We start from the raw sequence: 26,568 nt of genomic DNA, 5'->3' as shown, positions 1-26,568 counted from the left end.
GCCCCATGAGGACCTGGAGTCGGATCCTATGCTCTGACCTTCGACCATGGCAGAGCATCGCTACGACCCGAAGGACATCGAGCCCCGCTGGCAGCAGGTGTGGGCTGACGAGCACACGTGGGAGACGTCCAACGACCCGGACCTCCCCGGTGAGCGCTCCTACGTGCTGGAGATGCTGCCCTACCCCTCCGGCGAGCCGCACATCGGCCACCTGAAGGTGTACTCCGTCGGCGACGCCGTCGCGCACTTCCACCGCCGCACCGGCCGGCGCGTGCTGCATCCGATGGGCTACGACGCCTTCGGGCTGCCCGCCGAGAACCACGCGATCCGCACAGGTCAGCACCCGCGCGACTCGACCAACGCGTCGATCGCCCAGTTCCAGAAGCAGTTCCGCGAGTGGGGCATCTCGATCGACTGGTCGCGCGAGTTCGGCACCCACGAGGAGCGCTACTACCGCTGGACGCAGTGGATCTTCCTGCAGCTCTTCGAGGCCGGCCTGGCCTACCGCAAGGAGGCGGCGGTCAAGTGGTGCCCGTTCGACCAGACCGTCCTGGCCAACGAGCAGGTCATCGACGGCCACTGCGAGCGCTGCGGCAACGAGGTCGAGGTGCGCCAGCTGGAGCAGTGGTTCTTCCGCATCACCGACTACGCCGACCGCCTGCTCGACGACCTGCAGACGATCGAGTGGCCCAGCAACGTCAAGACGATGCAGCGCAACTGGATCGGCCGCTCCGAAGGCGCCGAGGTGGTCTTCCGCTGCGAGGAGATGGAGATCGACTACCCGGTCTTCACGACGCGTCCGGACACGCTGTTCGGCGCGACCTTCTTCGTGATGGCGCCCGAGCACCCCGACGTGCTGCGCCTGGTCGACGGCACCGACCGTGAAGCCGAGGTGCACGCCTACGTCAACCGCGCGCTGAACGAGTCCAACGCCGAGCGCGGCTCGACCGACAAGCCGAAGACCGGCGTCTTCCTGGGGCGCACCGTGACCAACCCGGTCAACGGCGAGCAGATCCCGATGTACGTCGCCGACTACGTGCTGATGGAGTACGGCACCGGCGCGATCATGGCCGTGCCCGGACACGACGAGCGCGACTTCGCGTTCGCCACCGTCTACGACCTGCCGATCCGCCAGGTGGTGCAGGACCCGGAGGGCATCGTCGAGCTGCCCTACACCGGCGACGGCCCACTGATGAACTCGGCGCCGGAGTTCGACGGGCTGCCCAACCGGGAGGCGCTCGGTGCGATCGTCGACTGGCTCGACCGCGAGGGCAAGGGCCACTCCTCGGTCAACTACCGCCTGCGCGACTGGCTGCTGTCGCGCCAGCGCTACTGGGGTTGCCCGATCCCGATCGTCAAGTGCCCCGACTGCGGCCTGGTGCCGGTACCGGTCGAGGATCTGCCCGTCCGTCTGCCCGACATCTCCGACTACGCGCCCAAGGGCCGCTCGCCGCTGGCCGCGGCGACCGACTGGGTCAACGTCGCGTGCCCGACCTGCGCCGGTCCCGCCCAGCGCGAGACCGACACGATGGACACGTTCGTCGACTCGTCCTGGTACTTCATGCGCTACTGCGACGCGAGCAACGACGAGGCCGCCTGGGATCCGGCGATCCTGGCCGAGTGGATGCCCGTCGACCAGTACATCGGCGGCGTCGAGCACGCGATCCTCCACCTGCTGTACGCGCGGTTCTTCGTCAAGGCGCTGAAGGACCTCGGCCACCTCGAGTTCGACGAGCCGTTCGCTCGCCTGTTCACCCAGGGGATGATCACCAAGGACGGCGCGAAGATGTCCAAGTCGCGCGGCAACGTCGTCTCGCCCCAGGCGATCGTCGAGCGCTACGGCGCCGACACCGCGCGCGCCTACATCCTGTTCATCGGGCCGCCCGACCATGACGCCGACTGGTCCGACGAGGGCGTCGAGGGCGTCAACCGCTTCCTGGGCCGGCTGTGGCGCCTGGCGGCGGACTGCGCCGAGGGCTTCGACCGCCCGCTGGAAGGTGACCTGGTCGCCCCCGGCGAGGGCACGCTCGAGGGCGCCGACCTGCAGCTGGCCCGCAAGGCCACGTGGGCGATCGACAAGGTCACCCACGACCTCAGCGGCCGCTTCGCGTTCAACACCGCGATCGCCGCGGTGATGGAGCTGACGAACGAGATCTCGCGCCTGCGCGACGCCGCGGCGCCCGACGTGCGCCGCTTCGCGCTGGCCACCGCTGCCTCGCTGCTGTTCCCCTTCGCTCCGCACATCAGCGCGGACGCCTACGAGCTGCTGACCGGCCGGCGCGTCTGGGAGGAGCCGTGGCCGGACGCCGATCCGTCGCTGCTGGAGTCCGACATCGTGGAGATCGTCTGCCAGGTCAACGGCAAGGTCCGCGACCGGGTCGCGGCGGGTGCGGGCGCGACCGAAGCCGAGCTCCTGGCGCTGTGCCGCGCGGCGCCCAACGTGCAGGCGCACCTCGACGGCAAGCAGGTCGTCAAGGAGATCGTCGTGCCCGGCAAGCTCGTCAACGTCGTCGCTCGCTAGCCCCGCCAGGGCGCTCCACGCGCCAGTGCGCGCGTGAAAGCCGGGTCCGGAGGGAAACCGGACGTCATGGCACGGACGACAGACCCGGACCCCGCACGCGAGGACGTCGACCTCGGGGACATCCCCGGCACGGGTCGCATCGCGATCCTCAAGCGCACGGTGAAGGAGTTCCAGGAGGACAACATCACCGACTGGGCCGCGGCGCTGACGTACTACTCGGTGCTCGCGCTGTTCCCGGCGCTGCTGGCGCTGGTGGCCATCGTCGGCCTGTTCGGCCAGTACCCGCAGACCACGGACACCATCTTGCAGATCCTGCGCGACGCGGGCGCCGGGGATTCGCTCGTCGACAGCGTCGGCACCACGATCGACGGCATCGTCCAGAACAAGGGCGGGGCGGGCGCGCTGCTCGGTGTCGGCCTGCTGGGCGCCCTGTGGTCCGCGTCCGGCTACATCGGCGCCTTCATGCGCGCGTCCAACCAGATCTGGGAGATGCCCGAGGGTCGGCCCTTCTGGAAGCTGCGCCCGCTGCAGGTCGTGGTGACGCTCGGGATGGTCCTGCTGCTCGCGCTGCTGCTGATCTCGCTCGTTATCTCCGGTCCGCTGGCCCAGTCGATCGGCGACCAGGTCGGGCTCGGCTCGGCCGCCGTGACCGCCTACTCGATCATCAAGTGGCCGTTGATGGCGTTCGTCGCGGTCTTCATGCTCGCCGTCCTGTACTTCGTCGCGCCGAACGCGCGCCTGCCGAAGTTCCAGTGGATCTCGCCCGGCGCCGTCGTCGCGCTGGCCATCTGGGCCGTGGCGACCGTCGGGTTCTTCTTCTACGTCAGCAACTTCGCCAGCTACAACGCCACCTACGGCGCGCTGGGCGGCGCGATCTCGATGCTCGTGTGGCTGTGGATCTCGAACATCGCGATCCTCTTCGGCCAGCAGCTCAACAGCGAGATCGAGCGCGCCCGCGAGCTGACCGCCGGAATTCCCGCCGAGGCCGACATCCAGCTGCCGCCGCGCCAGGCGCCCAAGGGGGACGACGAGGCCGAAGCCGAAGCGATCTCGCGTGAGGCGCGGCTGGAGATGGAGGCCAAGGGCGAGGCGCAGCATGCGCCGGACGATGCTCCTGCGGAGCCCGAGCGCGTTCCGCGCTGACCGCGCGATCGGTTGAACCAACCGCCGCCCCGTGCTGGGGTACGGACATGTCATCGCCGGACCCCGCTCCGCTCGTCGTCCAGCAGGCCGCGACCCAGCCCACGTACGTCGTCGCGGGCGGCAACCACGTCACGATCCTGCTCGACCGCTCCGACACCGACGGCGCCCAGGACGCGATCGACGTGCGCGCGCTGCCCGGGGGTGGGCCGCCGCCGCACAAGCACGCGTTCGCCGAGTGGTTCCGCGTGCTCGAAGGCGAGCTGACGATCTGCGAGGAGCGCCACGGCACGGTCGTGTGCACGCAGGTCCTGCGCGCCGGTGACGCGGTGTACGTCCCGCCCTGGGTCGTCCACGGGACGCTGAACCTGTCGACCGACGTCGCGCGCTTCCAGGTCGTCGGGGTGCCCGGCCTGATGTCGGGCTACTTCGCGGAGGCCGGCGTGCGCGTGGCGGACCCCGCGACGCCCGCGGATCGCGAGCCGGCGGGGCCGGGCGAGTTGGGCGAGATCTCCGCGCGCTGGGGGGTCGAGTTCTGGCATGGGCCGGTCGACCGTACGCCGCTGAGCTGAGCCTTCCCGGCGGCTGCGCAGTTTTGTTGCAGCGCCGTGTCTGTTTTGACGCAGGCTGGTGGTGCGCTGTGACATTTCGGCTGCCAGCGTGGTCGGCGTGGCCTCACCATCGCGATCGCAACTGCTGGGAACGGTCGCGCTCGGGCTGGTCGTCGTGGTCCTCGGCGCGCTGTGGGCCCGGGGCGGGGCCGGGCCCGCCGCGGGCACGACGACGGCAGCGGCGGCGTCCGGACCGGCGACCTTGGCGGTGGACGATGCGCCGCCCGGGCGCGGCACGATCGTCGTCCACATCGCGGGCGCGGTGCGTCATCCCGGCGTCTACCGCGTGCGCGACGGCACGCGCGTGGCCGAGGCGATCCGCCGGGCCGGTGGCGCCGCGCGCCGCGCGAACCTCGATGCGCTGAACCTCGCGGCGAAGCTGGCCGACGGCCGGCAGGTGCTGGTGCCGGCCAAAGCGGCGCCGGCCCCGGCCGGGGCGCCAGCAGCAGCGTCGGCGCCGGCGGGTGCCGCTCTGCCGGTGAACCTCAACAGCGCATCCGCTGAGGAGCTCGACGCGCTGGACGGCGTCGGGCCCGCCACCGCCCAGAAGATCGTGGACTACCGCGAGGAGCACGGCGGCTTCGGCTCCGTCGACGAGCTCGACCAGGTCGACGGGATCGGGCCGGCGCGGCTGGCCGCGTTGCGCGACCAGGTGACCGCATGACCGCCCCGGTGCCGCCCCTGGTCCTGCATCCGCGCGTGGTGGCGCTGGCCGCCCTGGCCGCGGGACTGCTCGCGGCGGGCACCGTCGGCGCACGGGTCGCGCCGGTGCTCGGCGTCGTCGCCGTGGCGGCGCTGGCCGTCGGCGCGCTGCTGGGGCGCACGTCGCTCGGCGTGCTGGCGGCGGTCCTGCTGGTCGCTGGCGGCCTGGCCGGGCACGCGCGGCTGGCCGCGCTGGATCGGACGGCGTTGCGGCCGCTGATCGGGCACGACGTGTCGCTGCGCGCGTTCGTGCTCGACCCCGCCGACCAGCGTGCGTGGGGCGGCTGGTCGGTGCCGGTCCGCATCGACGCGGGGCCCGGCGTGGGCGAGCGCATCGTCGTGCGCTGGAAGGGCCCGCCGCCGCCCGGCGTGGGCCAGGAGGTGGCGCTGCACGGACGGCTGGAGGAGACCGCGCCGTGGGAGAGCTACGAGCGGCTGCGCGGCGCGCACGCCGCGTTGGAGGCCAGCGAGCTGGCCGCGACCGGACGTCGCCGCGGCGGGGTCGCGGGCGTCGTCGACGGCGTGCGCCGCCGGGCCGAGGCCGCGCTGACCGCCGGCCTGGATCCGGCACAGGCGGCGCTGGCCCGAGGCATGGTGCTCGGCCAGGACGACGCGCTGGACCACGAGACCCGCGACGCCTTCCGGGCCAGCGGGCTCGGCCATCTGCTGGCGGCCAGCGGGGCGAACGTCGCGCTGCTCGTCGTGCTGGCGTCCGGGGCGGTCGCGCTGGCCGGCGGGGGCCTGCGGCTGCGCCTGGCGATCGCGCTGGTGCTTGTGGCCCTCTACGTCCCGCTGGCCGGTGGCGGTCCGTCGATCCTGCGCGCCGGGATCATGGGCGGCGCGGCGCTCGTGGCGGCGCTGGCCGGCCGGCCCGCGGCGCGGCTGTACGCGCTGCTCCTGGCCGCGGCGGGCACGCTCGCGCTCAACCCACGAGCCAGCGCGGACGTCGGCTGGCAGCTGTCGTTCGCGGCCGTGGTGGCGATCGCGCTGCTCGCGCCGCCGACCCGCGACGCGCTCGTGCGCCGGCGGGTGCCGCGGGCGCTGGCCGATGCGCTGGCCATCACCCTGGCCGCGACGCTCGGGACCGCGCCGTTGGGCGCGCTCCAGTTCGGCCAGCTGTCGTTGGTGTCCCTTCCCGCCAACCTCGTGGTCGCGCCGGCGGTCGCGCCGGTCGTCTGGCTGGGGACGTTGGCCGGTGCGGTCGGGCAGTTGGGCGCGGTCACGGGGCCGCTGGTCACGGTCCTCGACGCGCTGGCGGCGCTGCCGCTGGGCTTCGTGGCGATGGTCGCCGACGTGGCGGCACGCGCCCCACACGCGATGGTGCCGGTGCACGTCGGCGTGCCGGCGGTCGTCGGCGCCTACGCGGTGCTGGGCGCCGCCGCCTCCGCCTCGGTCCGCGCACGGGCGGTGCGGCGCGGCCGCCGAGCGGCAGGCGATCGCCGCGTCCGCGTGGGCGCGCTCGGCGCGGCCGTGGCGGTCGTCGCCGCGGGCTTCGTCCTGCGCCCGGTGGCACCAACGCCGCCCAGCGCGCCGACCGTCTCGTTCCTCGACGTCGGGCAGGGCGACGCGATCCTGCTCCAGGAGGGGCGCCTGGCCGTGCTCGTCGACACCGGGCCGCCCGACGGCCCGGTGCTGTCGCGCCTGCGCGCGTCCGGCGTCACGCGTCTGGACCTGCTCGTGCTGACCCACGGTGAGGCCGACCACGCGGGCGCGGCACCGGCGATCCTCGGCGCGGTGGATGTCGGTGCGGTGCTCGACGGCGCGGCCACCGCTCCCGCCGATCCGCGCGGGTCGGCGCGCGTCGAGGCGGCGATCGCCGACAGCGGCGCCCGGCGGATCCTGCCGCACGCCGGCCAGCGCCTGCGCATCGGACGGTTCGCGCTCGACGTGCTGTGGCCGCCGCCGGGCGCGCCGCCCGCGGACATCGACCCCAACCTGCGAGCGGTCGTGCTCCACGTGCGGCGCGGACCGTTGGACGTGCTGCTGACCGCCGATGCCGAGTCGCCGGTCACCGCCGCGCTCGACCTCCCGCCGGTGGAGATCCTCAAGGTCGCCCACCACGGGTCCGACGATCCGGGCCTGCCGGCGCTGCTGGAGCGCACCCGCCCCGGACTGGCCGCCATCGAGGTGGGCGCCGACAACGACTACGGCCATCCGACGGCGAGCACGCTGGCGGCCCTGACGGCCGCCGGGACCCGGATCGTGCGGACCGATCGCGACGGGACCGTGCGCGTGACGTTCGACGGCGCGGCCCTGCGGGTGGCCGAGGCGCGATGACCGGCGCGCGGCCTACGATGAGACCTCTCGATGGCGACGTTCAAGCCCGCGTATCTGATTCACGGCGACGACCACGCGCGCATCGCCGAGCGGCGGGCGAACCTGCGTGGGCTGGCCGAGCAGGCGGGCGGGGTCTCGGGCGCCGAGGTGTTCGAGGGCGAGGAGTCGACCCCCGAGAACGTCGGGCTGGCGCTGAACGCGATGACCTTCGCGGTGGGCTGGCGGTTCCTGATCATCGACGGCGTCGAACGGTGGAAGGACAAGGACTTCGAGGCGCACCTGGCGCCGGTGCTCAAGGAGCTGCCGCCCGAGACGACCGTGGCGTTCTTCGCGCGCGAGGAGGGTCGGGCCAAGGCACCGGCCAAGCTGGCCGAGGCGGTCAAGAAGGCCGGCGGCGTGATCGCGACGGAGTCGGCGGTCAAGCCGTGGGAGCTGCCCAAGTGGGTCGTCGGCGAGGCTCAGCGCAACGGGCTGGAGCTCGATCAGGGCGCGGCGCGGGCGTTGGTGGCGCAGGTGGGCGAGCGACAGGCGCGCCTGGCCCGCGAGCTGGAGGTGATCGCGCTCGAGCTGGGTCCCGGCACGCAGGTGGACGCGGAGCTCATCGAGGAGCGGTCGGCGGACTCAGCCGAGCACAAGATCTGGGAGCTGGCCGACATGCTCGTCGCCGGCGATGCGCCGGCGGCGACCCGCAGCTACCTGGAGCTGCGCGCCCAGGGCGAGCGGCTGCCCGGCCTCATGTACTGGATGACCACGCGGATGCGCCTGGCGCTGGACGTGGCCTGCCGCCTGGAGGCGGGGGAGGCGCCCGGGGACGTCAAGCGGACGCTGCGCATGCCGCCCAAGAGCCAGGACCGGTTCATGAACGACGTGCGCCGCCTCGACATCGCGACGCTGCGCCGCGCGATGCGCCGGCTGGCCGACCTGGAGCTGGCCTCCCGCGGCGGGACCGGCGCCGACGAGGACACCGACGCGCTGCGCGCCATCCTGGCCATCACGGCCTGACCGCCCCGGGCGGCCGGAATCGGACGGGCGTCCGGGAACGCGAAAACGGCCGGCGAGGCCGGCCGTGACACGAGGGCTGCGGCGTGAAGGCTTTAAGCGGAAGCGGACTTCCGCAGGCGCGCCGCGCGGGACTTCTTGCGAGCCCCGTTGTTGCGATGCAGTGCGCCGACCTTCACGGCCTTGTCGATCGTCTTGACCAGCGTCTTGTGCTCGGCGTCAGCGGTGTCGGCGTCGCCGCCGGCAACCGCGGCCTCGAGGCGACGGAAGTAGGTCTTGATGGTCGACGTGTAGCGGCGGTTCTCCAGGCGCTCACGCTCTGCGCGCAGGATCCGCTTCTTCTGTGAATGAATGTTGGCCATGAAATCTGTGGTGCCGCGACACCGGTGGAGCCGGGGCGCGCCCTAGAGTAGCGCACCCGTGGCCGCTGATTCCCGCGAGCCGCGGCCTGCCGAGCAGCCGTCAGCGGCGGGTCGCCGCATCGCTCGCAACACCGCGATCTTCTCGATCGCCACCGGATTGTCGCGTATCGCAGGCCTGGTGCGCGAGATCGTCGCGTCCTCGTACTTCGCCACGAGCGGCGCCTTCAGCGCGTTCACGATCGCCTTCCAGTTCCCCAACCTGGTGCGCTCGCTGTTCGCCGACGCGGCCATCTCGGCGGCGTTCGTGCCGGTCTTCACCGACCTGCTGGAGCAGAACCGCAAGCGCGAGGCGGTGCAGCTGGCCTCGACGCTGTTCCTGCTGATCCTCATGGTCCTGGGCGCGCTCACCGCCCTGCTGATCCTCGGCGCCGGCGTGATCATGCCGCTGTTCACCGGCAACGAGTTCAGCGCGCAGCTGGACCACCTGACCGTCGGGCTCAGCCGCGTGCTCTTCCCGATCGTCCTGATCCTCGGGCTCAACGGGCTGATCGTCGGCATCCTCAACGCCTACGACCACTTCGCCATCCCGGCGATCGCGCCGCTCGTGTGGAACGTCGTGATCATCGTCCTGCTGGTCGTGCTCAAGCCGTTCTTCGACGGCGGCAACCAGCTCTACGCCTACGCGATCGGCGTGCTGATCGCCACCGGCGTGCAGTTCGCGATGTGCGTGCCGGTGCTGCGCCGCTTCGGCTTCCACTTCGAGCTGGCCTTCAACCTGCGCGACCCGCGCGTCAAGCGCGTGCTGGTCCTGATGATCCCGGTGACGATCGGCCTGGGCATCATCAACTTCGACGTCTTCATCAACTCGACGCTGGGCTCGCTGGTGTCCGAGCAGGCGCCCCGGGCGATCGATGCCGCCTTCCGCATCTACATGCTGCCCCAGGGGATGTTCAGCGTCGCCGTCGCGACCGTCCTGTTCCCGACGCTCAGCCGCTTCGCCGCCCGCCGCGACCTCGACGGCCTGCGCAGCACGATGGCCACCGGCGTCCGCCAGATCGGCCTGCTGCTGATCCCCAGCGCCGCCTTCCTGCTCGTGCTCTCCACGCCGATCGTGCGCCTGGTCTACCAGCACGGCAGCTTCGGCCCCGAGTCCACCGCCCTGGTGGCCAGCGCGCTGTTCTGGTTCTCCTTCAGCCTGCCCTTCGCGGGCATGAACCTGCTGCTCATCCGCACCTTCTTCAGCCTCCAGAAGACGTGGCTGCCGACCGCGGTCTCCGTGGGCGGCCTGCTGGTCAACCTGCTCGTCAGCCTCGCGCTCTACAAGCCCTACGGCATCCCCGGCCTGGTGATCGGCACCGCCGCCTCCAACGCCGCCACCACGCTGCTGCTGGCCTGGCTGCTGCGCCCGCTGCTCGGCGGCTCGGTCGAGGGGCGCGCGACGGCGATCCATCTGGCCGCGATGAGCATCGCCGCGGCCCTGCTGGCGCTGGTCAGCTGGATCGTGTGGGCCGTCGTCGACGACGTCCTGGGCCGCTCGCTGCCCGCCCAGATCCTGTCCGTCGGTCTGGCCGCGGCGGCCGGCGGCGCCACCTACGGCTATGCGGTGCTGTGGATGGAGATGACCGAGGCCCGGCAGGTCCGCGATCTGCTGGTCGGGCGCTTTCGGCGCTGAAGTCCGAACGCGGTTCTGCCGATACGACCCCTGATGGTCGATCGCCTTGCGCTCTCGCGCGCCCTCGACGGGGCGCCTGACGTTCAGGCCGCCGGCGAGGCGGTCGTCGACGCGCTGTCGGAAATCGAGACGGTCCTGCCATCGCTGTGGCTGGAGCGCTCGGGCCGGCTGCGCTGCCAGGTCGTGCGCGGCTACTGGCAGATGCGCGACGGCATCCCGCCCGGCCGCGGCACCATCGGCCGCACCTACCGCCTGGGCGTTCCGCTCGTCGTCCACGACGTGCGCAGCAGCAAGGACTACATGCAGGCCGCGCCCGAGATCGTCGGCGAGGTGTGCGTGCCCATCCGGGCCGGCGACCGCGTGATCGGCTGCCTGGACGCCGAGACCCTGACCACGCCGATCGACGGCCTCAAGGACGAGCTGCTGTGGTGCGCCGGCGCGTTCGCCGACCGGCTCGAGCAGCTGGGCGGGGCGCCCACCGCGACCCCGGCCGAGCGCCTGGCCGCCTACGCCGCCCGTCTGGCCGGCATGACCGACGTGCGCCGCATCGAGGGGCTGGTCATCGAGGCGGCCCGTGACATCACCGGGATGGAGTCCGCGCTGCTGGTCGATCGCGACGGCGTCGGCGGCTGGCGCGTCCTGGCCCACGGCGGCGAGCTGGCCCAGCGCGTGGCCGAAGAGGCGGACACCACGATCTTCGACCTGATCGAGACGTTCATCAGCGACGGCACCTCGTGCACGACGCTGCCCGCGGACGCCGGCCCGCGCCACGGCGACCCCGCGCTGGACGCCGCGGGCGTGGCCGGGCTGATGGCGATGGGCGTCGGCCGCCCCGCCGAGCGCGGCTGCGTGCTGATGGTCGCCGACGCCGAGCCCCTGTCGCACGCCTCCAGCGGCCGGATCGAGCTGCTCGAGCTGCTGGCCGCGCACGCCGCCAGCTGCCTGCGCACCGCCGACGCGATCGCCGAGCTGCGCGAGCGCGCCGCCAGCGACCCGCTCACCGGTCTGGGCCACCACGCCACGTTCCACGAGGCGCTGGCCGCCGCGCGCGCCTCCAACACGAAGGTGGCGATCCTGCTCGTCGACGTCGATGGCTTCAAGGCGATCAACGACAGCAAGGGCCACCAGGCCGGCGACCGCGTGCTGCGCGAGGTCTCCGCCGTGCTGACCGGCACCCTGCGCCGCGGCGACGAGCTGTTTCGCATCGGCGGCGACGAGTTCGCCGCGCTCATCTCCGTCGTCGGCCCCGACGAGGCGATGGAGGCCGGCCGCCGCCTGTGCGACGCGGCCGCCAAGGCCGGCTCGGTGACCGTGTCGATCGGCATCGCGATCCCCCGCGACGGCGAGGCCGACGCCTCGGCGCTGGCCCGCGCCGATCGCGCGCTCTACGCCGTCAAGCAGGCCGGGCGCGACGGCGTCGAGATCGACGCTTAGGACGACCTAGTCTCTGGGGTCGTGTCCGTCCCGCGCGACCACATCCGCAACTTCTCCATCGTCGCCCACATCGACCACGGCAAGTCGACGCTGGCCGATCGCATCCTGCAGATGACGCACACGGTGGCCGACCGCGACATGCGCGAGCAGCTGCTGGACTCGATGGACCTCGAGCGCGAGCGAGGCATCACGATCAAGGCCCAGGCGGTGCGGGTCTACTACACCGCCCGCGACGGCCAGGACTACCAGCTGCACCTGATCGACACGCCCGGGCACGTCGACTTCACCTACGAGGTGTCGCGCGCCCTGAACGCCTGCGAGGGCGCGGTGCTCGTCGTCGATGCCTCCCAGGGCGTCGAGGCCCAGACCGTGGCCAACGCCTACCTGGCCATCGAGGCCGGGCTGGAGATCGTGCCCTGCCTGAACAAGATCGACCTGCCGGGCGCCGAGCCCGCGCGCGTCGCCGAGGAGGTCGCCGACCTGATCGGCGTGCCGGCCGAGGGGATGCTGACCATCTCCGGCAAGACCGGCGAGGGTGTGGAGGAGGTGCTGGAGACGATCGTGCGGGAGGTACCGCCGCCCGAGGGCGACCCCGACGCCCCGGCCCGCGCCCTGATCTTCGACTCCGAGTTCGACCAGTACCGCGGCGTCGTCGCCTACATCCGCGTGGTCGACGGCACGTTCACCAAGGGCGAGGCGATCCGCGCGATGGCCGCCGGCACCACGGCCGAGATCGACGACATCGGCTTCTTCACGCCGACGATGGTCCCGGTCAAGCAGCTCACGGTGGGCGAGGTGGGCTACGTGATCACCGGCATCAAGGACGTCACGCTCCTGCGCGTCGGCGACACGTTGACGACCAAGGCCAATCCGGCCACCGAGGCGCTGCCGGGCTACAAGGACGTCAAGCCGATGGTGTTCTGCGGCCTGTTCCCGATCAACTCCGACGAGTACCCGGACCTGCGCGACGCGCTGGAGAAGCTCACGCTCAACGACGCCGCGCTGGCCTGGGAGCCCGAGACCTCCGACGCGCTGGGCTTCGGCTTCCGCTGCGGCTTCCTCGGACTGCTGCACATGGACATCGTGCGCGAGCGCCTGGAGCGGGAGTACGACCTCGAGCTGATGGCCACGATGCCGTCGGTGGGCTTCGAGGTGACGATGACCAACGGCGACATCGTCGAGATCCACGCCCCCTCCGACATGCCCGACCCGGCCCGCATCGAGGAGATCCGCGAGCCGATGATCCGGGCCAGCATCCTGTGCCCGAAGGAGTTCATCGGCGCGGTGATGGAGCTCTGCCAGGACCGCCGCGGCGAGCACGCCGGCATGCACTACCTGAGCGCCGACCGCGTGCAGATCTCCTATGACCTGCCGCTGGCCGAGATCGTCCTGGACTTCTTCGACCAGCTGAAGTCGCGCACCCGCGGCTATGCCTCGCTGGACTACGAGCTGACCGGCCTGAAGCCGTCCAACCTGGTCAAGCTCGACGTGCTGCTGGCCGGCGACGCGGTCGACGCGCTGTCGATGGTCGTGCACCGCGACAAGGCCTACGACTTCGGCCGCACGCTGACCGAGAAGCTGCGCAAGCTGATCCCTCGCCAGCAGTACGACGTGCCCATCCAGGCCGCGATCGGCAGCCACGTGGTGGCCCGCGAGACCGTCAAGGCGTTCCGCAAGGACGTGACCGCCAAGTGCTACGGCGGCGACATCTCGCGCAAGCGCAAGCTGCTGGAGAACCAGAAGAAGGGCAAGCAGCGCATGAAGCAGGTCGGCCGCGTCGAAGTGCCCCAGGAGGCGTTCCTCGCCGTCCTGGAAGTCGGCGAATAGCCGAGACGGCTTCAGCGCGGGCGCGTCGCGGCCGATAGCGTGAACCGTGGCCGTGCGCACGGAGATCCGTCTGTCGGAGGTCGTCGCCGCCCTCTCGCACGCCCTCGACATCACCGAGGGTCAGCCGATCGGGCACGCCGAGCGCTGCTGCCGCATCGGGATGCGCATCGGTCAGGCGCTGGATCTCCCGGCCGCGTCGCGCTCCGCGCTGTTCTACGCGCTGCTGCTGAAGGACGCGGGCTGCTCGTCGACCGCGTCGCGCGTCGCGGCGCTGTTCGACAACGACGACCAGCGGGTGAAGGTCGACCTCAAGACGACCGACCTGCAGCGCCCGCTGGAGGCGATCCGCTACGCGGCCCGCAACGCGGCGCCCGAGCGCAACGTGTTCGTGCGCGCCCGCCGCTTCTGCGCCGTCGCGCTGAAGGGCTCGCGCCGCGAGATGACCGAGCTGCGCTGCGAGCGCGGCGCCGAGATCGCCCGCATGATCGGCCTCAGCGAGGAGACCGCGCAGGCCATCCGCCACCTCGACGAGCACTGGGACGGCGCCGGGGACCCCGGCCGCGTCCAGGGCGACGCGATCCCGCTGCTGGGGCGCATCCTGTGCGTCGCGCAGAGCGCGGAGATCGCCTGGCAGCGGGGCGGCCCGGACGCGGCGATCGAGGTGGCCGGCCAGCGCCGCGGCACGTGGTTCGACCCGCAGCTGGTCGACGTGCTCGCCGCGCTGCGCGACGACCACGCGTTCTGGGCCCAGGTGCGCCGGGCGGACATCACCGATCTGGAGCCCGAGGATCGGGTGCTCGTGGCCGACGACGAGCGCCTGGACCGGGTCGCGGAGGCGTTCGCGTCGGTGATCGACGCCAAGTCGCCGTTCACCTCACGCCACTCCCAGGGCGTGGCCGACATCGCCGACCAGGTCGCCGCCCAGCTGCGCCTGGACCCGGCCGCGCGCCGCGACCTGCAGCGCGCCGCGCTCCTGCACGACATCGGCAAGCTCGGCCTGTCCAGCCGCATCCTCGACAAGCCGGGTCCGCTGACCGACGCCGAATGGGCGGCGATGCGCCGCCATCCGGAGATGACGCAGCGGATCCTCGAGCACGTCGCCGCGTTCGGGCCGCTGGCCGAGACCGCCGCCGCCCATCACGAGCGCCTCGACGGCCGCGGCTACCACCGCGGGGTGCCCGCCGCGTCGCTCTCGGTGCCCGCGCGGATCCTCGCCGTCGCCGACGTGGCCGAGGCGCTGTCGGCCGATCGGCCGTACCGGCCGGCCCTCGGACCCGACGAGGTCCTGGACCTGATGCGCCAGGAGGTCGGGACGCACTTCTGCCCGACCGCGTTCGCCGGACTCGAAGGCGCCATGTCCGTGGTCGGCCGCATCCACTAGCCACTCAAGGTTTGCCGTTTGAGCGTCGATGCACCCGTGTGGCGACGGACGAGGACCGGCACCGGGACACGATCTTCAGCGAGGTCGAGGACATCACCGTCGGCATGCAGGCCGAGGAGCTGCTGGCGGCCAGCAACGAGCGCTTCGAGCGGGTCTTCGAGGACGCGCCGGTGGGCATGACGTTGAACAGCCCGGTGATCGAGGAGCGCGGCCGGATCCTGCGCGTCAACACCGCGTTCTGTGAGCTGATGCAGACCACCCCCGAGCAGCTGGTGGGGCGCCTGCCCCACGAGCTGCTGCATCCGGACGACGTCGACGTCGGGCGCGACGAGTGGTACGCGATGCTCGACGGCCAGATGCCCACCAACACGTTCGACCGCCGGCTGGTGCGTGCCGACGGCTCGATCGTCGTGGTGCGCAGCAGCGCCTCGGTGGTCCACGACCGCGCCGGCCAGCCGCTCTACGTCGTCTCCCAGCAGTACGACATCACCGAGACCGTGCAGGCCGAACGCCGCTTCCGGGCCGCGTTCGACGACGCGCCGATCGCCATGGTCCTGTCCAGCGCCCGGCCCGGCGACAGCGGACGCGCGCTGCGCATCAACCAGGCGATGTGCGAGATGCTTGGCTGGAACCAGGACGAGATCCTCGACCAGCCCGGGTCCAGCTTCTTCACGGAGTCCGAGCGCGTCGGGGTCGTGGCCGACTACGGCCGGCTCCTGCGCGGGGAGACGCCGCGGCTGGCCGCCGAGCGGCTGATGCGCCGCAAGGACGGGTCGACGGTCTGGGTGGCGCTCAGCGCGTCGCTGGTGCGCGACGACGAGCAGCGGCCGCTGTACGTGATCGCGCAGTTCCTGGACATCGACGCCCGCCGGCGCGCCGAGGAGCACGCCCACGACGTCGAGGCGCGCCTGCGCGGCGCGTTCGAGGACTCCGCCGTGCCCATGCTGGTGCACCAGATCAGCGCGGAGATCCTGGTCGTCAACGGCGCCTGCTGCGAGCTGCTGGGCTGCTCGGAGGCCGAGCTGATCGGGCGCGACTGCACCGATTTCGTCGGCCCCGAGGAGATCGAGCCGCTGCGCCACGAGCTGCGCGCGCTCCTGCGCGGGATGGGCCGGCGCCTGCACCGCGAGGTCCGCTGCCTGCGGGGCGACGGACAGGCGGTGTGGACGCGCATGACCTCCTCGTTGGTGCGCGACGCCGACGAGCGCCCCGCCTACGTGGTCACGCAGATGGAGGACGTGACCGCCGAGCGCGAGGCCAACCGGATCGCGCAGCTGCGCCTGTCGCAGCAGACGGCGGTGGCCTGGCTGGGCCAGCGGGCGCTGGCCGAGGACGATCTCGACGCGCTCTACGAGGCCGCCGTCGGCGTGGTCGCGTCGACCTGCGAGGCGCCCTACACCGGCCTGGCCGTGCGCGACGGCGAGACGCTGCACCTGACCGCGTCGGTCGGCTGGCCCGCGCTGTCGACCCCGATCAGCACCGATCCGCGCGCATCGCACGTGGGGTACACCGTCCACACGGGCACGCCGGTGATCGTCGACGACTTCGCCGTCGAGCACCGCTTCGACGGGGCGGCGCTGGTCGAGTTCGGCGTGTGCAGCGGCATGAGCGTCGCGGTCGCGGGCGAGTCCGGCGAGACCTACGGCGCCATCACGGTGCACGCGACCGAGCGGCGCGCCTTCACCACCGACGACATCGCCTTCCTGGCGTCGGTGGCCAACGTCCTGACCGGCGCCATCCGCCGCACGGCCGCCGCGCGCGACCTGCGCCACCAGTCGCTGCACGACCCGCTCACGCAGCTGCCCAACCGCGCGCTGATGCTCGACCGCCTGCGCCAGGGGATCGCTCGCTCGCGCCGCGACGGCTCCACGCTGGCCGTCCTGTTCTGCGACATGGACGACTTCAAGTACGTCAACGACACGCTGGGCCACGAGGCCGGTGACCGGCTGCTGTCGGAGCTCGCACCGCGGCTGCGCGGCGCGTTGCGCAGCACCGACACGCTGGCCCGCTTCGGCGGCGACGAGTTCGTGATGCTCTGTGAGGGCCTGTCGGATCCGGCCGAGGTGGTCGCGGTCGCCGACCGGCTGCTGACCGCCTGCGCCAAGCCGTTCGACCTGGGCGGCACCGAGTTCGTCCCCACGGCGTCGATCGGCATCGCGCTGGCCGACGCGACCACGGTCACCGATCCGGAGGCGCTGCTGCGCGACGCCGACGTGGCGATGTACCGGGCCAAGACGCGCGGGAAGGGCCGCTACGAGCTGTTCGACGCCACCATGCGCCAGCAGACCGTCGACCGGGTCGCGCTGCTCGGCGACCTGCGCCACGCGCGCGCCCGCGGCGAGCTGCGGCTGCACTTCCAGCCGGTCGTCTCGCTGCGCCGCCGCGAGGTGTCCGGCCTGGAGGCGCTGGTGCGCTGGGAGCATCCCGAGCGGGGCCTGCTGACCCCGGACACGTTCATCGACCTGGCCCAGGACGCCGGCCTGATCGACGAGGTCGGGGGCTGGGTGATCGACGAGGCGGTGCGCCAGACCGCCGCCTGGCAGCGCGCCGGCACGCCCGGGCTGACCGAGGTGATGTGCGGGGTCAACGTGTCCTGGCGCCAGATGTCCTCCGGTGCGCTGGTGCAGACGGTGGCCGACGCGCTCGAGCGCCATGGCCTGGACCCGGCCTACTTCTGCGTCGAGGTGACCGAGTCGGCGGTCCTGGAGGATCCGCCGCGGGCCACCGAGGCGCTGGTCGCCCTGCGCGACCTTGGCGTGCACCTGGCGCTGGACGACTTCGGGACCGGTCAGTCGTCGCTGGCGGTGCTGCGCAACTTCCCCTTCGACGCGCTCAAGCTCGACCGCTCGTTCGCCGCGACCGACGAGTGGGACGTGGTGCGCGCGGTCACGCAGATGGCGCGCTCGCTCAACCTGCTCGTGGTGGCCGAGGGCATCGAGCACTGCGAGCAGGATCAGACGGCCACGTCGCTGGACTGCGACTTCGGCCAGGGCTGGCTGTACGGCCGCGCCGTGCCGGCCGAGGCGTTCGCCGAGCTGGTGCCGCCGCTGTGCGCGCGGCTGCGGGCGAGCTAGTGCCCTGAGTCACTCATTCGCCCGCATCTGGCGGCGCCGGAATCGTGTCTGCCGGCATCCACCAGCTGCACACGAATGACCGCCTCAGGACACTAGCCTTCCCTGGCGTGCGGATCCTGTTCGTCTGCCTGGGCAACATCTGCCGCTCGCCGACCGCCGAGGGCGTGATGCGCCGGCTGGTGGCCGAGGCCGGCCTGGAGGACGAGATCACGATCGACAGCGCCGGGACCGGCGCGTGGCACGTGGGCAACCCGCCCGACGCGCGGTCGGCCGAGGCGGCACGGCGGCGGGGCACGATCCTCGAGGGCCAGGCCCGACAGGTCACCGCGGACGACTTCGACGACTTCGACCTGCTGCTGGCCATGGACGCCTCCAACCTGCACGAGCTGCGCGAGCGCGCCGGCCGGGTGGGGACGGGTGACGCGGGCGCCAAGGTGCGGCTGTTTCGCGAGTACGACCCGGCCAGTGCCGGCGCCACCGACCTCGACGTCCCGGATCCGTACTACGGCGGGCCGGGCGGGTTCGACGACGTCCTGGACCTGATCGAGGCGGCGGCCGCCGGCCTGCTCGAGGAGATCCGCCCGCGGTGAGCACGTTGCCGGCGCTGCCGGCCGCGCTCGGCGCCGTGCGCGCGTCGGCCCGGGTGGCCGGCGGCGACATCAACGACGCGTGGTCGGTGGAGCTGGCCGATGGATCGCGCCTGTTCGTCAAGACGCGCGCCGGGGTGCCCGCCGGCGAGTACGCCACCGAGGCCGAGGGCCTGGCCTGGCTGGCCCAGGCCGACGGCGCGCCGCGGGTCCCGCGTGTGCTCGGCCACGGCGACGGCTTCCTGGCGCTGGAGTGGATCGACGCCGGACGGCTGGACCGGGCGGGGGAGGAGGAGCTCGGCCGAGGCCTGGCGGCGCTGCACCGCGCCGGTGCCGACGCGTTCGGCGCGCCCTGGCCGATGCGCCTGAGCGTGGTGGTGCTGCCCAACGACCCGGCACCCGACTGGGCGACGTTCTACGCCGAGCGGCGGCTGCGCCCGCTGGTGGCGATGGCCCGCGACCGCGGCACGCTGAGCGCGGCCGGCGCGGCCGCGGTGGAGTCGGTGTGCGAGCGGATGGCGCAGCTGGCCGGCCCGCCGGAGCCGCCCGCGCGCCTGCACGGCGACCTGTGGTCGGGCAACGTGCTGGCGGGGGCCGACGGTCGGCCCTGGCTGATCGACCCGGCGGCCTACGGCGGGCACCGCGAGATCGACCTGGCGCTGCTGTCGCTGTTCGGCGCGCCGTCGCCGCGCACCCGCGCCGCGTACGCCGAGGCGTTTGCGCTGTCCGACGGCCACCAGGAGCGCGTCGGGCTCTGGCAGCTGACGCCGTTGCTGGTGCACGCCGTCCTGTTCGGCGGCGGATATGGCGACAGCGTGACGCGCACCGCCGCCCGTTACGTCTGAGTAGCGTGCGGCGCATGGACCTCGGACTGCGCGACCGCGCCTGCATCGTCACCGGCGCCTCCAAGGGACTCGGCCTGGCCATCGCCCGCCGGCTGGCCGACGAGGGCGCGAAGGTGCTGATCGTCTCGCGCACCGAGTCCGCGCTCGAGCGCGCCGCCGCGCAGATCGGCGCGGCCTGGCTGGCCGTCGATCTGCGCGACGCCGACGCCGCCGAGCGCGTCGTGGCCGCGGCCCAGGAGCGCATCGGCGGCGTGGACGTGCTGGTCAACAACGCCGGGCTGGCCGAGTTCCGCGATCTCGACGAGCAGACCGACGAGGAGTGGCAGCGCGACTGGGAGCTGCACGTGATGGCCGCCATGCGCCTGATGCGCCTCGCCTGCCCGTTGATGGCCGCCCAGGGCTGGGGCCGCGTGGTCAACGTGTCCTCGTCCTCGGGCAAACGACCGTCGAGCACGCTGGCCATGTCCTACAGCGTCACCAAGGCCGCGCAGCTGGCGCTGTCGCGCGCCTTCGCCGACCGCTTCGCCGCCCAGGGCGTGCGCGTCAACGCGATCGCGCCCGGCATGGCGCTGAGCGAGGGGTGGACCGAGGACGGCGGCCTGGCCGACCAGCTCGCCGCCCAGCGCGGCGTCTCGCGCGCCGAGGTGCTCCGGGCCCAGGGGGAGCGCCTGCCGATCGGCCGCGCGCTGGAGCCCGACGAGGTCGCCGCGATCGCCGTCGTGCTCTGCTCGGAGCTGGCTTCCGGCGTGGCCGGCGCCGCCTGGTCGGTCGACGGCGGCATCCACGCCTCGATCGTGTGAGCGACCGCCGCGCCGGGCTGCTGCTCGGCTTCCTGGGTGTCCTGAGCTTCTCGTTCTCGCTGCCCGCGACGAAGGTCGCCGTCGGCGACCTCGATCCCTGGTTCGTCTCCTTCGGTCGCGCCGCGGTCGCCGCGGCGCTGGCGCTGATCGTGCTCGTGGCCACGCGCGCGCCGCGCCCCACGGCCGGCCAGTGGCGGCGGCTGGCGGTCGTGTCCGGCGGCGTGATCGTCGGGTTCCCGCTGTTCACCGCGCTGGGTCTGCAGCACGCCGAGGCGGCGCACGGGGCGGTGGTCATCGCGGTGCTGCCCGCCGCCACCGCGGTGGCCGCCGTGCTGCGCGCCGGCGAGCGGCCCAGCCCGGCCTTCTGGGCCGCGGCGCTGGCCGGGCTCGCCGTGGTCGCCGCCTTCGCGCTGTCGGGGGCGTCGGGCGGGCTGTCGGCGGCCGACGGCTGGTTCGCCGCCGCGGTCGTGGTGTGCGCGTTCGGCTACGCCGAAGGCGGTGTGCTGGCCCGGGACCTGGGCGGCGCGCAGACGATCTCCTGGGCGCTGCTGGCCACCGCGCCGATCTCGGTGGCGATCGCGGTGCTGACCTTCGGCGACGCCGCCCAGGCCTCGGCCGACGCCTGGCTGTGCTTCGCCTACGTGTCGGTGATCTCGATGTTCCTGGGGTTCTTCGCCTGGTACGGCGGGCTGGCCCGCGGCGGCGTCGCGCACGTCAGCCAGGTCCAGCTGGCCCAGCCGCTGCTCACGCTCCTGTGGTCGGCGCTCGTGCTCGGCGAGCACATCGGGCCGGGCACGCTGGTGGCGGCGCTGGCCGTGCTGGCCTGCGTGGCCATCACGCAGCGCACGCGCGTGGCCAGGGAGCCGGTCGCGCCCGAGCCGTGAGAGGATCCGGCCCATGGCCGTGAAGACCGACGCCGTGGGCATGTCCTGGCCCCCGACGACCTACGCGGTGGGTCGCGAGAAGATCCGCGAGTTCGCTCATGCGACGGGCGAGACCGACCCGCTGTGCCTCGACCTCGACGCCGCGCGCGCCGCGGGCTACGACGACCTCGTGGCCCCGCCGATGTTCGCCGTCGTCTACGGCATGCCGGCGCTGGCCCCGGCGATGTTCGACCCCGCCGTCGGCATCGACTTCGCCCGGCTGGTGCACGGCGGGCAGGAGTTCACCTGGGGCGCGCTCGTCGTCGCCGGTGACGAGATCACCACGACGTGCACCCTGACGGAGATCACCGAGCGCGCCGGCAACGGCTTCTACACGTTCGCGACGCGCTCGACCAACCAGCGCGGCGACGAGGTGTGCGCCGGCACCTGGAACAACATCGTGCGGGGAGCCTGAGTGCAGATCGAGCCGTTGCAGGTGACGCCGGACAAGTACCTGACCGTCCGCTACGCGGGCGCCTCGGGCGACTTCAACCCGATCCACATCGACGAGGAGTTCGCGCAGGCCGTCGGCCTGCCCGGCAAGATCCTCCACGGGCTGTGGATGATGGCCCAGTGCGCGCGGGCGCAGACGCAGGCGGCGGGCGGACCGGCGTCGCTGAAGCGCCTGTCGGTCCAGTTCCGCGGGATGGGCGTGCCCGAGGCCGAGGTGACGGTCACCTCGACGGTGCGCGAGGAGGCCGACGGCATCGCGCACGTCGATCTCGTGCTCGAGCAGAACGGCCGCGCGCTGATCCGCAACGCCGACGCCGACGTGGTCGTCGGATGAGCGCGGAGCTGCGCGACAAGGTCGCCGTCGTCACCGGCGGCGCGGGCGGGTTGGGCCGGGCCACGGCGCTGGCGCTGGCCGCCGAGGGCGTCGAGGTGGTGATCGCCGACGTCGACGAGGAGGGCGGCCGGGCCACCGCGGCCGACGTGGGCGGGCACTTCGTCGCCACCGACGTCTCCGATCTCGCCGCCAACGAGGCGATGGCGCGCTTCGCGGTGGAGACCTGTGGCGGGGTGGACCTGGCCTACCTCAACGCGGGCATCGCCACCGGGACCAGCCTGGGGGAGGAGTTCGACCTGGCGCTCTACCGCCGGGCGATGGCCATCAACCTCGACGGCGTCGTGTTCGGCGCGCAGGCGCTGCTGGCCCCGATGCAGGCCCGCGGCGGCGGCGCGATGGTCGCGACCGCCTCGCTGGCCGGCCTGGCCGCGGTGCCGATGGACCCGATCTACGCCGCCAACAAGCACGCGGTCGTGGGGCTCACGCGCTCGATCGGGCCGGTGCTGGCACTCCAGAACATCCGCTTCAACGCGATCTGTCCCGGCTTCGCGGTGTCGAACATCGTGGCGCCGATCCAGGACGCGCTGGCCGAGCAGGGCATCGACCTGATCCCCGCCGAGACGGTGGCCGAGACCGTCGTGCGGATCTTCCGGGGCGACGCGTCGGGCGAGTGCTGGTTCGTCCAGCTGCGCCGCGAGCCCGAGCCGTTCCGCTTCCGCAACGTGCCGGGCCCCGGGGCCAAGCCCGAGTAGCCCGGCTCAGGTCTCGATGTTCCGCGGCCACTGGAAGTGCTGCGGCATGTCCGGCTGGTAGGCGTCGATGAACGCCGCCAGCCCGCGGCGCAGGTCGATCAGCGCCTGGTTGCGCCGGCTCGTCGGGCCGCCGGGGAAGAACAGCTCGCCCGCCGGGCCGGTCAACGGGATGAACGGCTCGTACGGGGTCGAGAAGGCGAACACGAAGTAGAAGAACAGCGACCCGCCGATGGTGCGCGTGTTGGGCAGGTAGCTCAGCAGCGTGGGCGTGTCGAGCTTGGCGCGCGCGCTGGGGATGTCGCTGCGCTGCAGCGTGTGCGGGAAGTTCGGCACGTAGGTCAGCGCGGGGTTCGACGTGGAGTTCAGGCGCGAGATGCCGTGCACGGTGATGCGGTACATCAGGCTGGTCAGCACGGCGGTCAGCGCGGACCGGCTGGTCATCGCCGGCAGGCCGCGGATGTTGCCCCCGTCGGGCGCGCCCGACGCCGCGATCCAGGCCTGCAGCGCGGCGTCGCCGGCCACGGCGGCGTCCGACCCGTAGGTCGCCGCGACGCAGGCGGTCACGTACGCCTCCACCAGGTTCCAGATCCGCAGCTGCCGCTCGACGACCGGGTAGCGATCCCACGGCGTGCTCACGGTGAAGTCCTTCTGCCGCAGCCCCAGCACCTGGATCGTCGTCTTCGGGTCGTCGTCGAAGAACGCGCGCCCGTCGGCGTACTCGTTGGCCAGGGCCAGCAGCTGGTCGCCGGTGGTCAGCGAGGTGGGCGGCGAGATGTCGGCCCACAGCTGCAGGAGCGTCTGATCGAAGGCGATCAGGTCCTTGGACTGCGGGGCCAGCAGCTGGTGGACGGGGTGATCGCCGCTCAGCGTGTTGAACATCGTCATCTGCATCGCGGCGGTGACCAGATGCCAGTGGTAGACGTGACCCAGCCACACGCCGAACACCGTGACCGACGTCTTGGCCGCCTGCAGCGCGTAGAGCCAGGCGCTGTCGGTGGCGCCCGGGCGCGTGAACAGCGTGCGGCCGGCGCCCTGGTAGCCGGAGACGACGATCGCCACGGGCCGCAGCGCGCCGGTGCGCGGCTGGCGGATCAGCAGCGTGACGGTCGCGGGGGTGAAGCGGGTGGCGCCTTCGGCCGTCTGCGGCTGGAGCGTCTCGAAGCGGCTCAGGTCGATCACGTACAGCTGGCCGGCGGCGGCGGCGCCCTGGACGGCGCGCGTCCAGCCCGTGCCGAACAGCCGCCGCAGCTCGCGGGCGCGCGCGCCGGCCACCCGCTCGGGCAGGATCAGGTTGTAGCCCACGCCGTACTCGGCGATCGTGGGCCAGAAGGCCCGCGTGGCGGCATCGGCGTCGGTCAGCGTGGCGGCCCAGCCGGGGAGGTGTCGCTGGCCGGAGGCGTAGACGTTGGGGAGGGTCGTCCAGCCCATCGAGAACTGGGCGGGCTGCTCGACGGACGGCGGCGCGGCCTTCGTGCCGTCGAACTCGGCGCCGTACAGGAACGCGTAGCCCGTGCGGGTCTGGCCGCCGAGGCGGTAGCTGTGGGTCAGGCCGTGCTGGGCCTGCTGCTGCTGTTGCGAGCGGACGCCCAGCCGGTCGATCGTCGCGCCGGTGCCCGCCGGGTCCAGCGGGATGGCCGGCAGATGCGGGTACTGCGCGCGCACCGGCATCTGCCCGATCGGGCCGGTCGGGGTTGGGTCGGCGGCCTGCGCCCGCGCCGCCGCCGGCCGGGCACCGGCGCCGATCAGCGCCGCACCGGCCCCCGCCAGCCCGGCGCCGAGGAACCCTCGGCGCCGGATCAGCAGGCGTTGCTCTTCGTCTCTGCGGGGCACGGATCCGTCGGTCATTGGACGGAAACCTAGGCGATCGCGCCGACCCCACTGGGCAGCGGGCGGGCGCCCGTGTAGGAGACGCAGAACCCGAACGTCGTCGCCGACCCTCCGGGGGCCAGCGGACCGGCCCAGTCGGGCAGCGTCACGCTCACCGCCGAGCCGCTGCGCGACAGCGTCCCGCTCCAGCTCTGGGTGATCGTCGCGCGCGGATCGAGCGTGAACGTCACGCGCGCCGCCCGCAGGGCGCTGCCGCCGGTGTTCTTGACCGTCACCCCGGCGCAGTACCCGTTGTCCCACGCCGACTGCAGGTCCGCCGTGGCCGTGAAGGCGCCCGGGGTGGGCGCCGGCGGCGTCGGTGGGGTGGGCGGCGTGGGATCGGGCGGCGTCGGCGTGGGCGTGGTCGGCGGAGGCGTGATGCCGTTGGCCAGGGCTACGACCACCGTCGGCGTCGTGGCGCTGGACACGCAGAACCCGGTCGCGTCATACGTCGCGCCCGCGCCCAGCGCGCTGCCCCAGGACGGCAGCGTGATGTCCAGCTGCGTGCCCGACTGCGCGAACGTCCCGTTCCAGCTCGACGTCACGGTCACGCCGGCGGGCATCGTCACCCGCAGCTTCATGCCGGTGACCGCGCCACCGCCGTTGGTCACCTTGACGTGCACGCACGCGCCGGCGTTCCAGCGCGAGTCGACCAGCAGCGCGGCGCTCAGCGCACCAGGCGTCGGCGTCGGCGTCGGGGTCGGGGTCGGATCGGGATCCGGCGTGGGTGGCGTCGGATCGGGCGGCGGCGTCGTGCCGCCGGGGGTGTAGGAGATCCGCTCGCCCCGCATGACGGCCTGCAGCAGGCCGACCTTGGCCGCGTTCGTCGTCGTCCAGTCGTCGTTGAGCACCCCGCCCGTGTCACCCGAGTTCGGGTTCCACGACCAGTACGTCCAGGACGTCCCGGTGCGCGACAGGTAATCGAGGAACTGGCGCTGCCAGCGGCCCTCGGTGGTGTCGGTCCCGGTCTGACGGCCACCGAACTCGCCCACCAGCACCGGCGCGATGTTCTGCTGGGTGATGAACCCGAAGCCCTTGCTCCAGCGGTTCTCCAGCTGCGCGGCCATGTCGGGCGCCGAGAACCAGGGCTGGTTGTAGACGCCGGGACCGTATTCGTGGGGCGAGTAGACCAGCTTGTGGGCGGTGTTGAGCGTGACCGGGTTGCGGCGCACGCCCTCGAGGTTGCCGCCCCACCAGTGGGTCGACAGCTGCTGGCCGTCGGTGCGGCCCTCGATGCCCTCGACCAGGATCAGCCACTGCGGCGCGATCGTCTGGATCGCGTTGCCCGCGCGGGTGGCCGCGCGGCGCCAGTCGGTCGCTCCGCCCGTGCCCCAGGTGGCGGCGCCGTGCGGCTCGTTCTTCAGGTCGGCGCCCACGACGTTGGCGTCGTCGCCGTAGCGGCGGGCCATCGTCTTCCAGGCCTCGACCCAGTCGTCCTCGGAGAACCCGCCGTGGCCGTACCAGAGGTCGTACTGGAAGCCGTCGTCGCTGAGCGAGTGGTTGTCGAGGATGACCAGCAGGTCCTGCCGGCGCGCCTCGGCGACGATCTCGTCCAGCACCTGCAGCGGCGTCTTGCCCTGCAGCGCGGCGTTGCGTCCGCCGCCGTAGTCGATCCCGCTCGTGGAGGTCGACTTCATCATCTGCAGCGAGAACGGCACGCGGATCGCGTTGAAGCCGAGCCCGTGGATCTGCGCCAGCATCTGCTTGTAGTCACGGGCCCACAGCCCGTGCACGGCGTGGTTGGACGTCTCGAACCCGAACCAGTTGACGCCCTGGATGATCAGCGTGCGCCCGGTCTTGTCGACGATCCGTGATCCGTCGGTCGACAGCGGCGCTCGCTCGACGACGGCGGCCTGGGCGGTGGCGACGCTCCCGCACGCCACGGCCAGCAAACAGGCAAGTACGGCCCTCCTCAGCACTGAACGGCCCTCCCTTTATCCGGTCCTTAGAAACCTGCCGAGACCGAACGTAGGGATGCGAACGCGACCAACTGCCGGTTCCCCTACAC

General features: G+C 72.7%; 21 protein-coding genes. 18 read left to right on the top strand and 3 right to left on the bottom strand.

All coding sequences use genetic code 11. The features are described from left to right. The first annotated feature begins 46 nt into the window (after nucleotides 1-46). From leuS to holA, 6 genes are all read left to right on the top strand, one after another. A complete protein-coding gene (gene leuS, locus ACZ5UI_RS12085) occupies nucleotides 47-2,521 on the top strand; it encodes a leucine--tRNA ligase (protein ID WP_464197437.1) in 2,475 nt (824 codons plus the stop codon). 66 nt (nucleotides 2,522-2,587) lie between these two features. Next, nucleotides 2,588-3,664 (top strand): YihY/virulence factor BrkB family protein, encoded by a 1,077-nt coding sequence (locus tag ACZ5UI_RS12080; protein ID WP_464197436.1) that lies wholly within the window; start codon nucleotides 2,588-2,590, stop codon nucleotides 3,662-3,664. 47 nt (nucleotides 3,665-3,711) lie between these two features. Beyond that, nucleotides 3,712-4,233 carry a cupin domain-containing protein gene (locus tag ACZ5UI_RS12075; RefSeq protein WP_464197435.1) on the top strand — a complete coding sequence of 174 codons (522 nt, stop codon included), beginning with the start codon at nucleotides 3,712-3,714 and terminating at the stop codon, nucleotides 4,231-4,233. Nucleotides 4,234-4,330: 97 nt separating this feature from the next. Continuing rightward, the gene (locus ACZ5UI_RS12070) at nucleotides 4,331-4,936 is read left to right on the top strand and encodes a ComEA family DNA-binding protein (RefSeq protein ID WP_464197434.1); all 606 of its coding nucleotides are present in this window, start codon (nucleotides 4,331-4,333) and stop codon (nucleotides 4,934-4,936) included. After that, complete coding sequence (locus ACZ5UI_RS12065) at nucleotides 4,933-7,251, top strand: ComEC/Rec2 family competence protein (protein ID WP_464197433.1); 2,319 nt, start codon at nucleotides 4,933-4,935, stop codon at nucleotides 7,249-7,251. The genes ACZ5UI_RS12070 and ACZ5UI_RS12065 overlap by 4 nt, the downstream gene beginning before the upstream one ends. A 30-nt stretch (nucleotides 7,252-7,281) precedes the next feature. Next, a complete protein-coding gene (holA, locus tag ACZ5UI_RS12060) occupies nucleotides 7,282-8,253 on the top strand; it encodes a DNA polymerase III subunit delta (RefSeq protein ID WP_464197432.1) in 972 nt (323 codons plus the stop codon). A gap of 92 nt (nucleotides 8,254-8,345) precedes the next feature. Here holA and rpsT read toward each other — a convergent pair whose 3' ends face one another. Next, the gene (gene rpsT / locus ACZ5UI_RS12055; RefSeq protein WP_464197431.1) at nucleotides 8,346-8,612 is read right to left on the bottom strand and encodes a 30S ribosomal protein S20; all 267 of its coding nucleotides are present in this window, start codon (nucleotides 8,610-8,612) and stop codon (nucleotides 8,346-8,348) included. 178 nt (nucleotides 8,613-8,790) lie between these two features. Between rpsT and murJ the strand changes: the two genes are divergently transcribed. The 12 genes from murJ (at nucleotide 8,791) to ACZ5UI_RS11995 (ending at nucleotide 22,694) form a co-directional block, all read left to right on the top strand. Beyond that, entirely contained in the window at nucleotides 8,791-10,284 is a 1,494-nt protein-coding gene (gene murJ, locus ACZ5UI_RS12050; protein ID WP_464197430.1) for a murein biosynthesis integral membrane protein MurJ, read from the top strand. Between the two features lie 33 nt (nucleotides 10,285-10,317). Beyond that, the gene (locus tag ACZ5UI_RS12045; RefSeq protein WP_464197429.1) at nucleotides 10,318-11,718 is read left to right on the top strand and encodes a diguanylate cyclase; all 1,401 of its coding nucleotides are present in this window, start codon (nucleotides 10,318-10,320) and stop codon (nucleotides 11,716-11,718) included. A 21-nt stretch (nucleotides 11,719-11,739) separates the two neighbouring features. After that, nucleotides 11,740-13,545, top strand: coding sequence for a translation elongation factor 4 (lepA, locus tag ACZ5UI_RS12040; protein ID WP_464197428.1), 1,806 nt, complete (start codon nucleotides 11,740-11,742; stop codon nucleotides 13,543-13,545). Nucleotides 13,546-13,591: 46 nt separating this feature from the next. Beyond that, the gene (locus ACZ5UI_RS12035) at nucleotides 13,592-14,926 is read left to right on the top strand and encodes an HD-GYP domain-containing protein (protein ID WP_464197427.1); all 1,335 of its coding nucleotides are present in this window, start codon (nucleotides 13,592-13,594) and stop codon (nucleotides 14,924-14,926) included. A 38-nt stretch (nucleotides 14,927-14,964) separates the two neighbouring features. Then, nucleotides 14,965-18,000 (top strand): EAL domain-containing protein, encoded by a 3,036-nt coding sequence (locus ACZ5UI_RS12030; protein WP_464197426.1) that lies wholly within the window; start codon nucleotides 14,965-14,967, stop codon nucleotides 17,998-18,000. Between the two features lie 167 nt (nucleotides 18,001-18,167). Beyond that, nucleotides 18,168-18,590 carry an arsenate reductase/protein-tyrosine-phosphatase family protein gene (locus ACZ5UI_RS12025; RefSeq protein ID WP_464197814.1) on the top strand — a complete coding sequence of 141 codons (423 nt, stop codon included), beginning with the start codon at nucleotides 18,168-18,170 and terminating at the stop codon, nucleotides 18,588-18,590. Further along, the gene (locus tag ACZ5UI_RS12020) at nucleotides 18,587-19,432 is read left to right on the top strand and encodes a fructosamine kinase family protein (RefSeq protein ID WP_464197425.1); all 846 of its coding nucleotides are present in this window, start codon (nucleotides 18,587-18,589) and stop codon (nucleotides 19,430-19,432) included. The genes ACZ5UI_RS12025 and ACZ5UI_RS12020 overlap by 4 nt, the downstream gene beginning before the upstream one ends. Before the next feature lie 14 nt (nucleotides 19,433-19,446). Further along, the gene (locus tag ACZ5UI_RS12015) at nucleotides 19,447-20,232 is read left to right on the top strand and encodes an SDR family NAD(P)-dependent oxidoreductase (RefSeq protein WP_464197424.1); all 786 of its coding nucleotides are present in this window, start codon (nucleotides 19,447-19,449) and stop codon (nucleotides 20,230-20,232) included. Continuing rightward, the gene (locus ACZ5UI_RS12010) at nucleotides 20,229-21,116 is read left to right on the top strand and encodes a DMT family transporter (RefSeq protein WP_464197423.1); all 888 of its coding nucleotides are present in this window, start codon (nucleotides 20,229-20,231) and stop codon (nucleotides 21,114-21,116) included. The genes ACZ5UI_RS12015 and ACZ5UI_RS12010 overlap by 4 nt, the downstream gene beginning before the upstream one ends. Nucleotides 21,117-21,129: 13 nt before the next feature. Continuing rightward, a complete protein-coding gene (locus ACZ5UI_RS12005) occupies nucleotides 21,130-21,570 on the top strand; it encodes an FAS1-like dehydratase domain-containing protein (protein ID WP_464197422.1) in 441 nt (146 codons plus the stop codon). Next, entirely contained in the window at nucleotides 21,571-21,942 is a 372-nt protein-coding gene (locus ACZ5UI_RS12000) for a MaoC/PaaZ C-terminal domain-containing protein (protein WP_464197421.1), read from the top strand. It abuts the gene before it with no gap. After that, nucleotides 21,939-22,694, top strand: coding sequence for an SDR family NAD(P)-dependent oxidoreductase (locus ACZ5UI_RS11995; RefSeq protein WP_464197420.1), 756 nt, complete (start codon nucleotides 21,939-21,941; stop codon nucleotides 22,692-22,694). Before ACZ5UI_RS12000 ends, ACZ5UI_RS11995 begins: the two co-directional genes overlap by 4 nt. 6 nt (nucleotides 22,695-22,700) lie before the next feature. Here the strand turns inward: ACZ5UI_RS11995 and ACZ5UI_RS11990 are convergent, their stop codons facing one another. Together ACZ5UI_RS11990 and ACZ5UI_RS11985 are read right to left on the bottom strand one after the other, a co-directional pair. Further along, nucleotides 22,701-24,539, bottom strand: a complete 1,839-nt coding sequence (locus ACZ5UI_RS11990) for a lipoxygenase family protein (protein WP_464197419.1) — start codon at nucleotides 24,537-24,539, stop codon at nucleotides 22,701-22,703. Between the two features lie 11 nt (nucleotides 24,540-24,550). Further along, on the bottom strand, nucleotides 24,551-26,443 hold the full coding sequence (locus ACZ5UI_RS11985; protein ID WP_464197418.1) for a cellulase family glycosylhydrolase: 1,893 nt from the start codon (nucleotides 26,441-26,443) through the stop codon (nucleotides 24,551-24,553). Nucleotides 26,444-26,568 lie beyond the last annotated feature (125 nt).

The organism is Conexibacter sp. JCM 18997 (genome assembly GCF_055391915.1).
The sequence above is the reverse complement of the archived record's forward strand: the minus strand, read 5'-3'. Positions and strand labels throughout refer to the sequence as shown.

What these genes read in the sequence shown, in the direction of transcription:
- ACZ5UI_RS12045 (WP_464197429.1), top strand. Translation starts at nt 10,318, where the DNA reads ATGGTCGATCGCCTTGCGCTCTCGCGCGCCCTCGACGGGGCGCCTGAC.
- ACZ5UI_RS12080 (WP_464197436.1), top strand. Translation starts at nt 2,588, where the DNA reads ATGGCACGGACGACAGACCCGGACCCCGCACGCGAGGACGTCGACCTC.
- ACZ5UI_RS11995 (WP_464197420.1), top strand. Translation starts at nt 21,939, where the DNA reads ATGAGCGCGGAGCTGCGCGACAAGGTCGCCGTCGTCACCGGCGGCGCG.
- rpsT (WP_464197431.1), bottom strand. Translation starts at nt 8,612, where the DNA reads ATGGCCAACATTCATTCACAGAAGAAGCGGATCCTGCGCGCAGAGCGT.
- ACZ5UI_RS12065 (WP_464197433.1), top strand. Translation starts at nt 4,933, where the DNA reads ATGACCGCCCCGGTGCCGCCCCTGGTCCTGCATCCGCGCGTGGTGGCG.
- ACZ5UI_RS12025 (WP_464197814.1), top strand. Translation starts at nt 18,168, where the DNA reads ATGCGCCGGCTGGTGGCCGAGGCCGGCCTGGAGGACGAGATCACGATC.
- ACZ5UI_RS12075 (WP_464197435.1), top strand. Translation starts at nt 3,712, where the DNA reads ATGTCATCGCCGGACCCCGCTCCGCTCGTCGTCCAGCAGGCCGCGACC.
- leuS (WP_464197437.1), top strand. Translation starts at nt 47, where the DNA reads ATGGCAGAGCATCGCTACGACCCGAAGGACATCGAGCCCCGCTGGCAG.
- holA (WP_464197432.1), top strand. Translation starts at nt 7,282, where the DNA reads ATGGCGACGTTCAAGCCCGCGTATCTGATTCACGGCGACGACCACGCG.
- ACZ5UI_RS12005 (WP_464197422.1), top strand. Translation starts at nt 21,130, where the DNA reads ATGGCCGTGAAGACCGACGCCGTGGGCATGTCCTGGCCCCCGACGACC.
- ACZ5UI_RS11990 (WP_464197419.1), bottom strand. Translation starts at nt 24,539, where the DNA reads ATGACCGACGGATCCGTGCCCCGCAGAGACGAAGAGCAACGCCTGCTG.
- ACZ5UI_RS12015 (WP_464197424.1), top strand. Translation starts at nt 19,447, where the DNA reads ATGGACCTCGGACTGCGCGACCGCGCCTGCATCGTCACCGGCGCCTCC.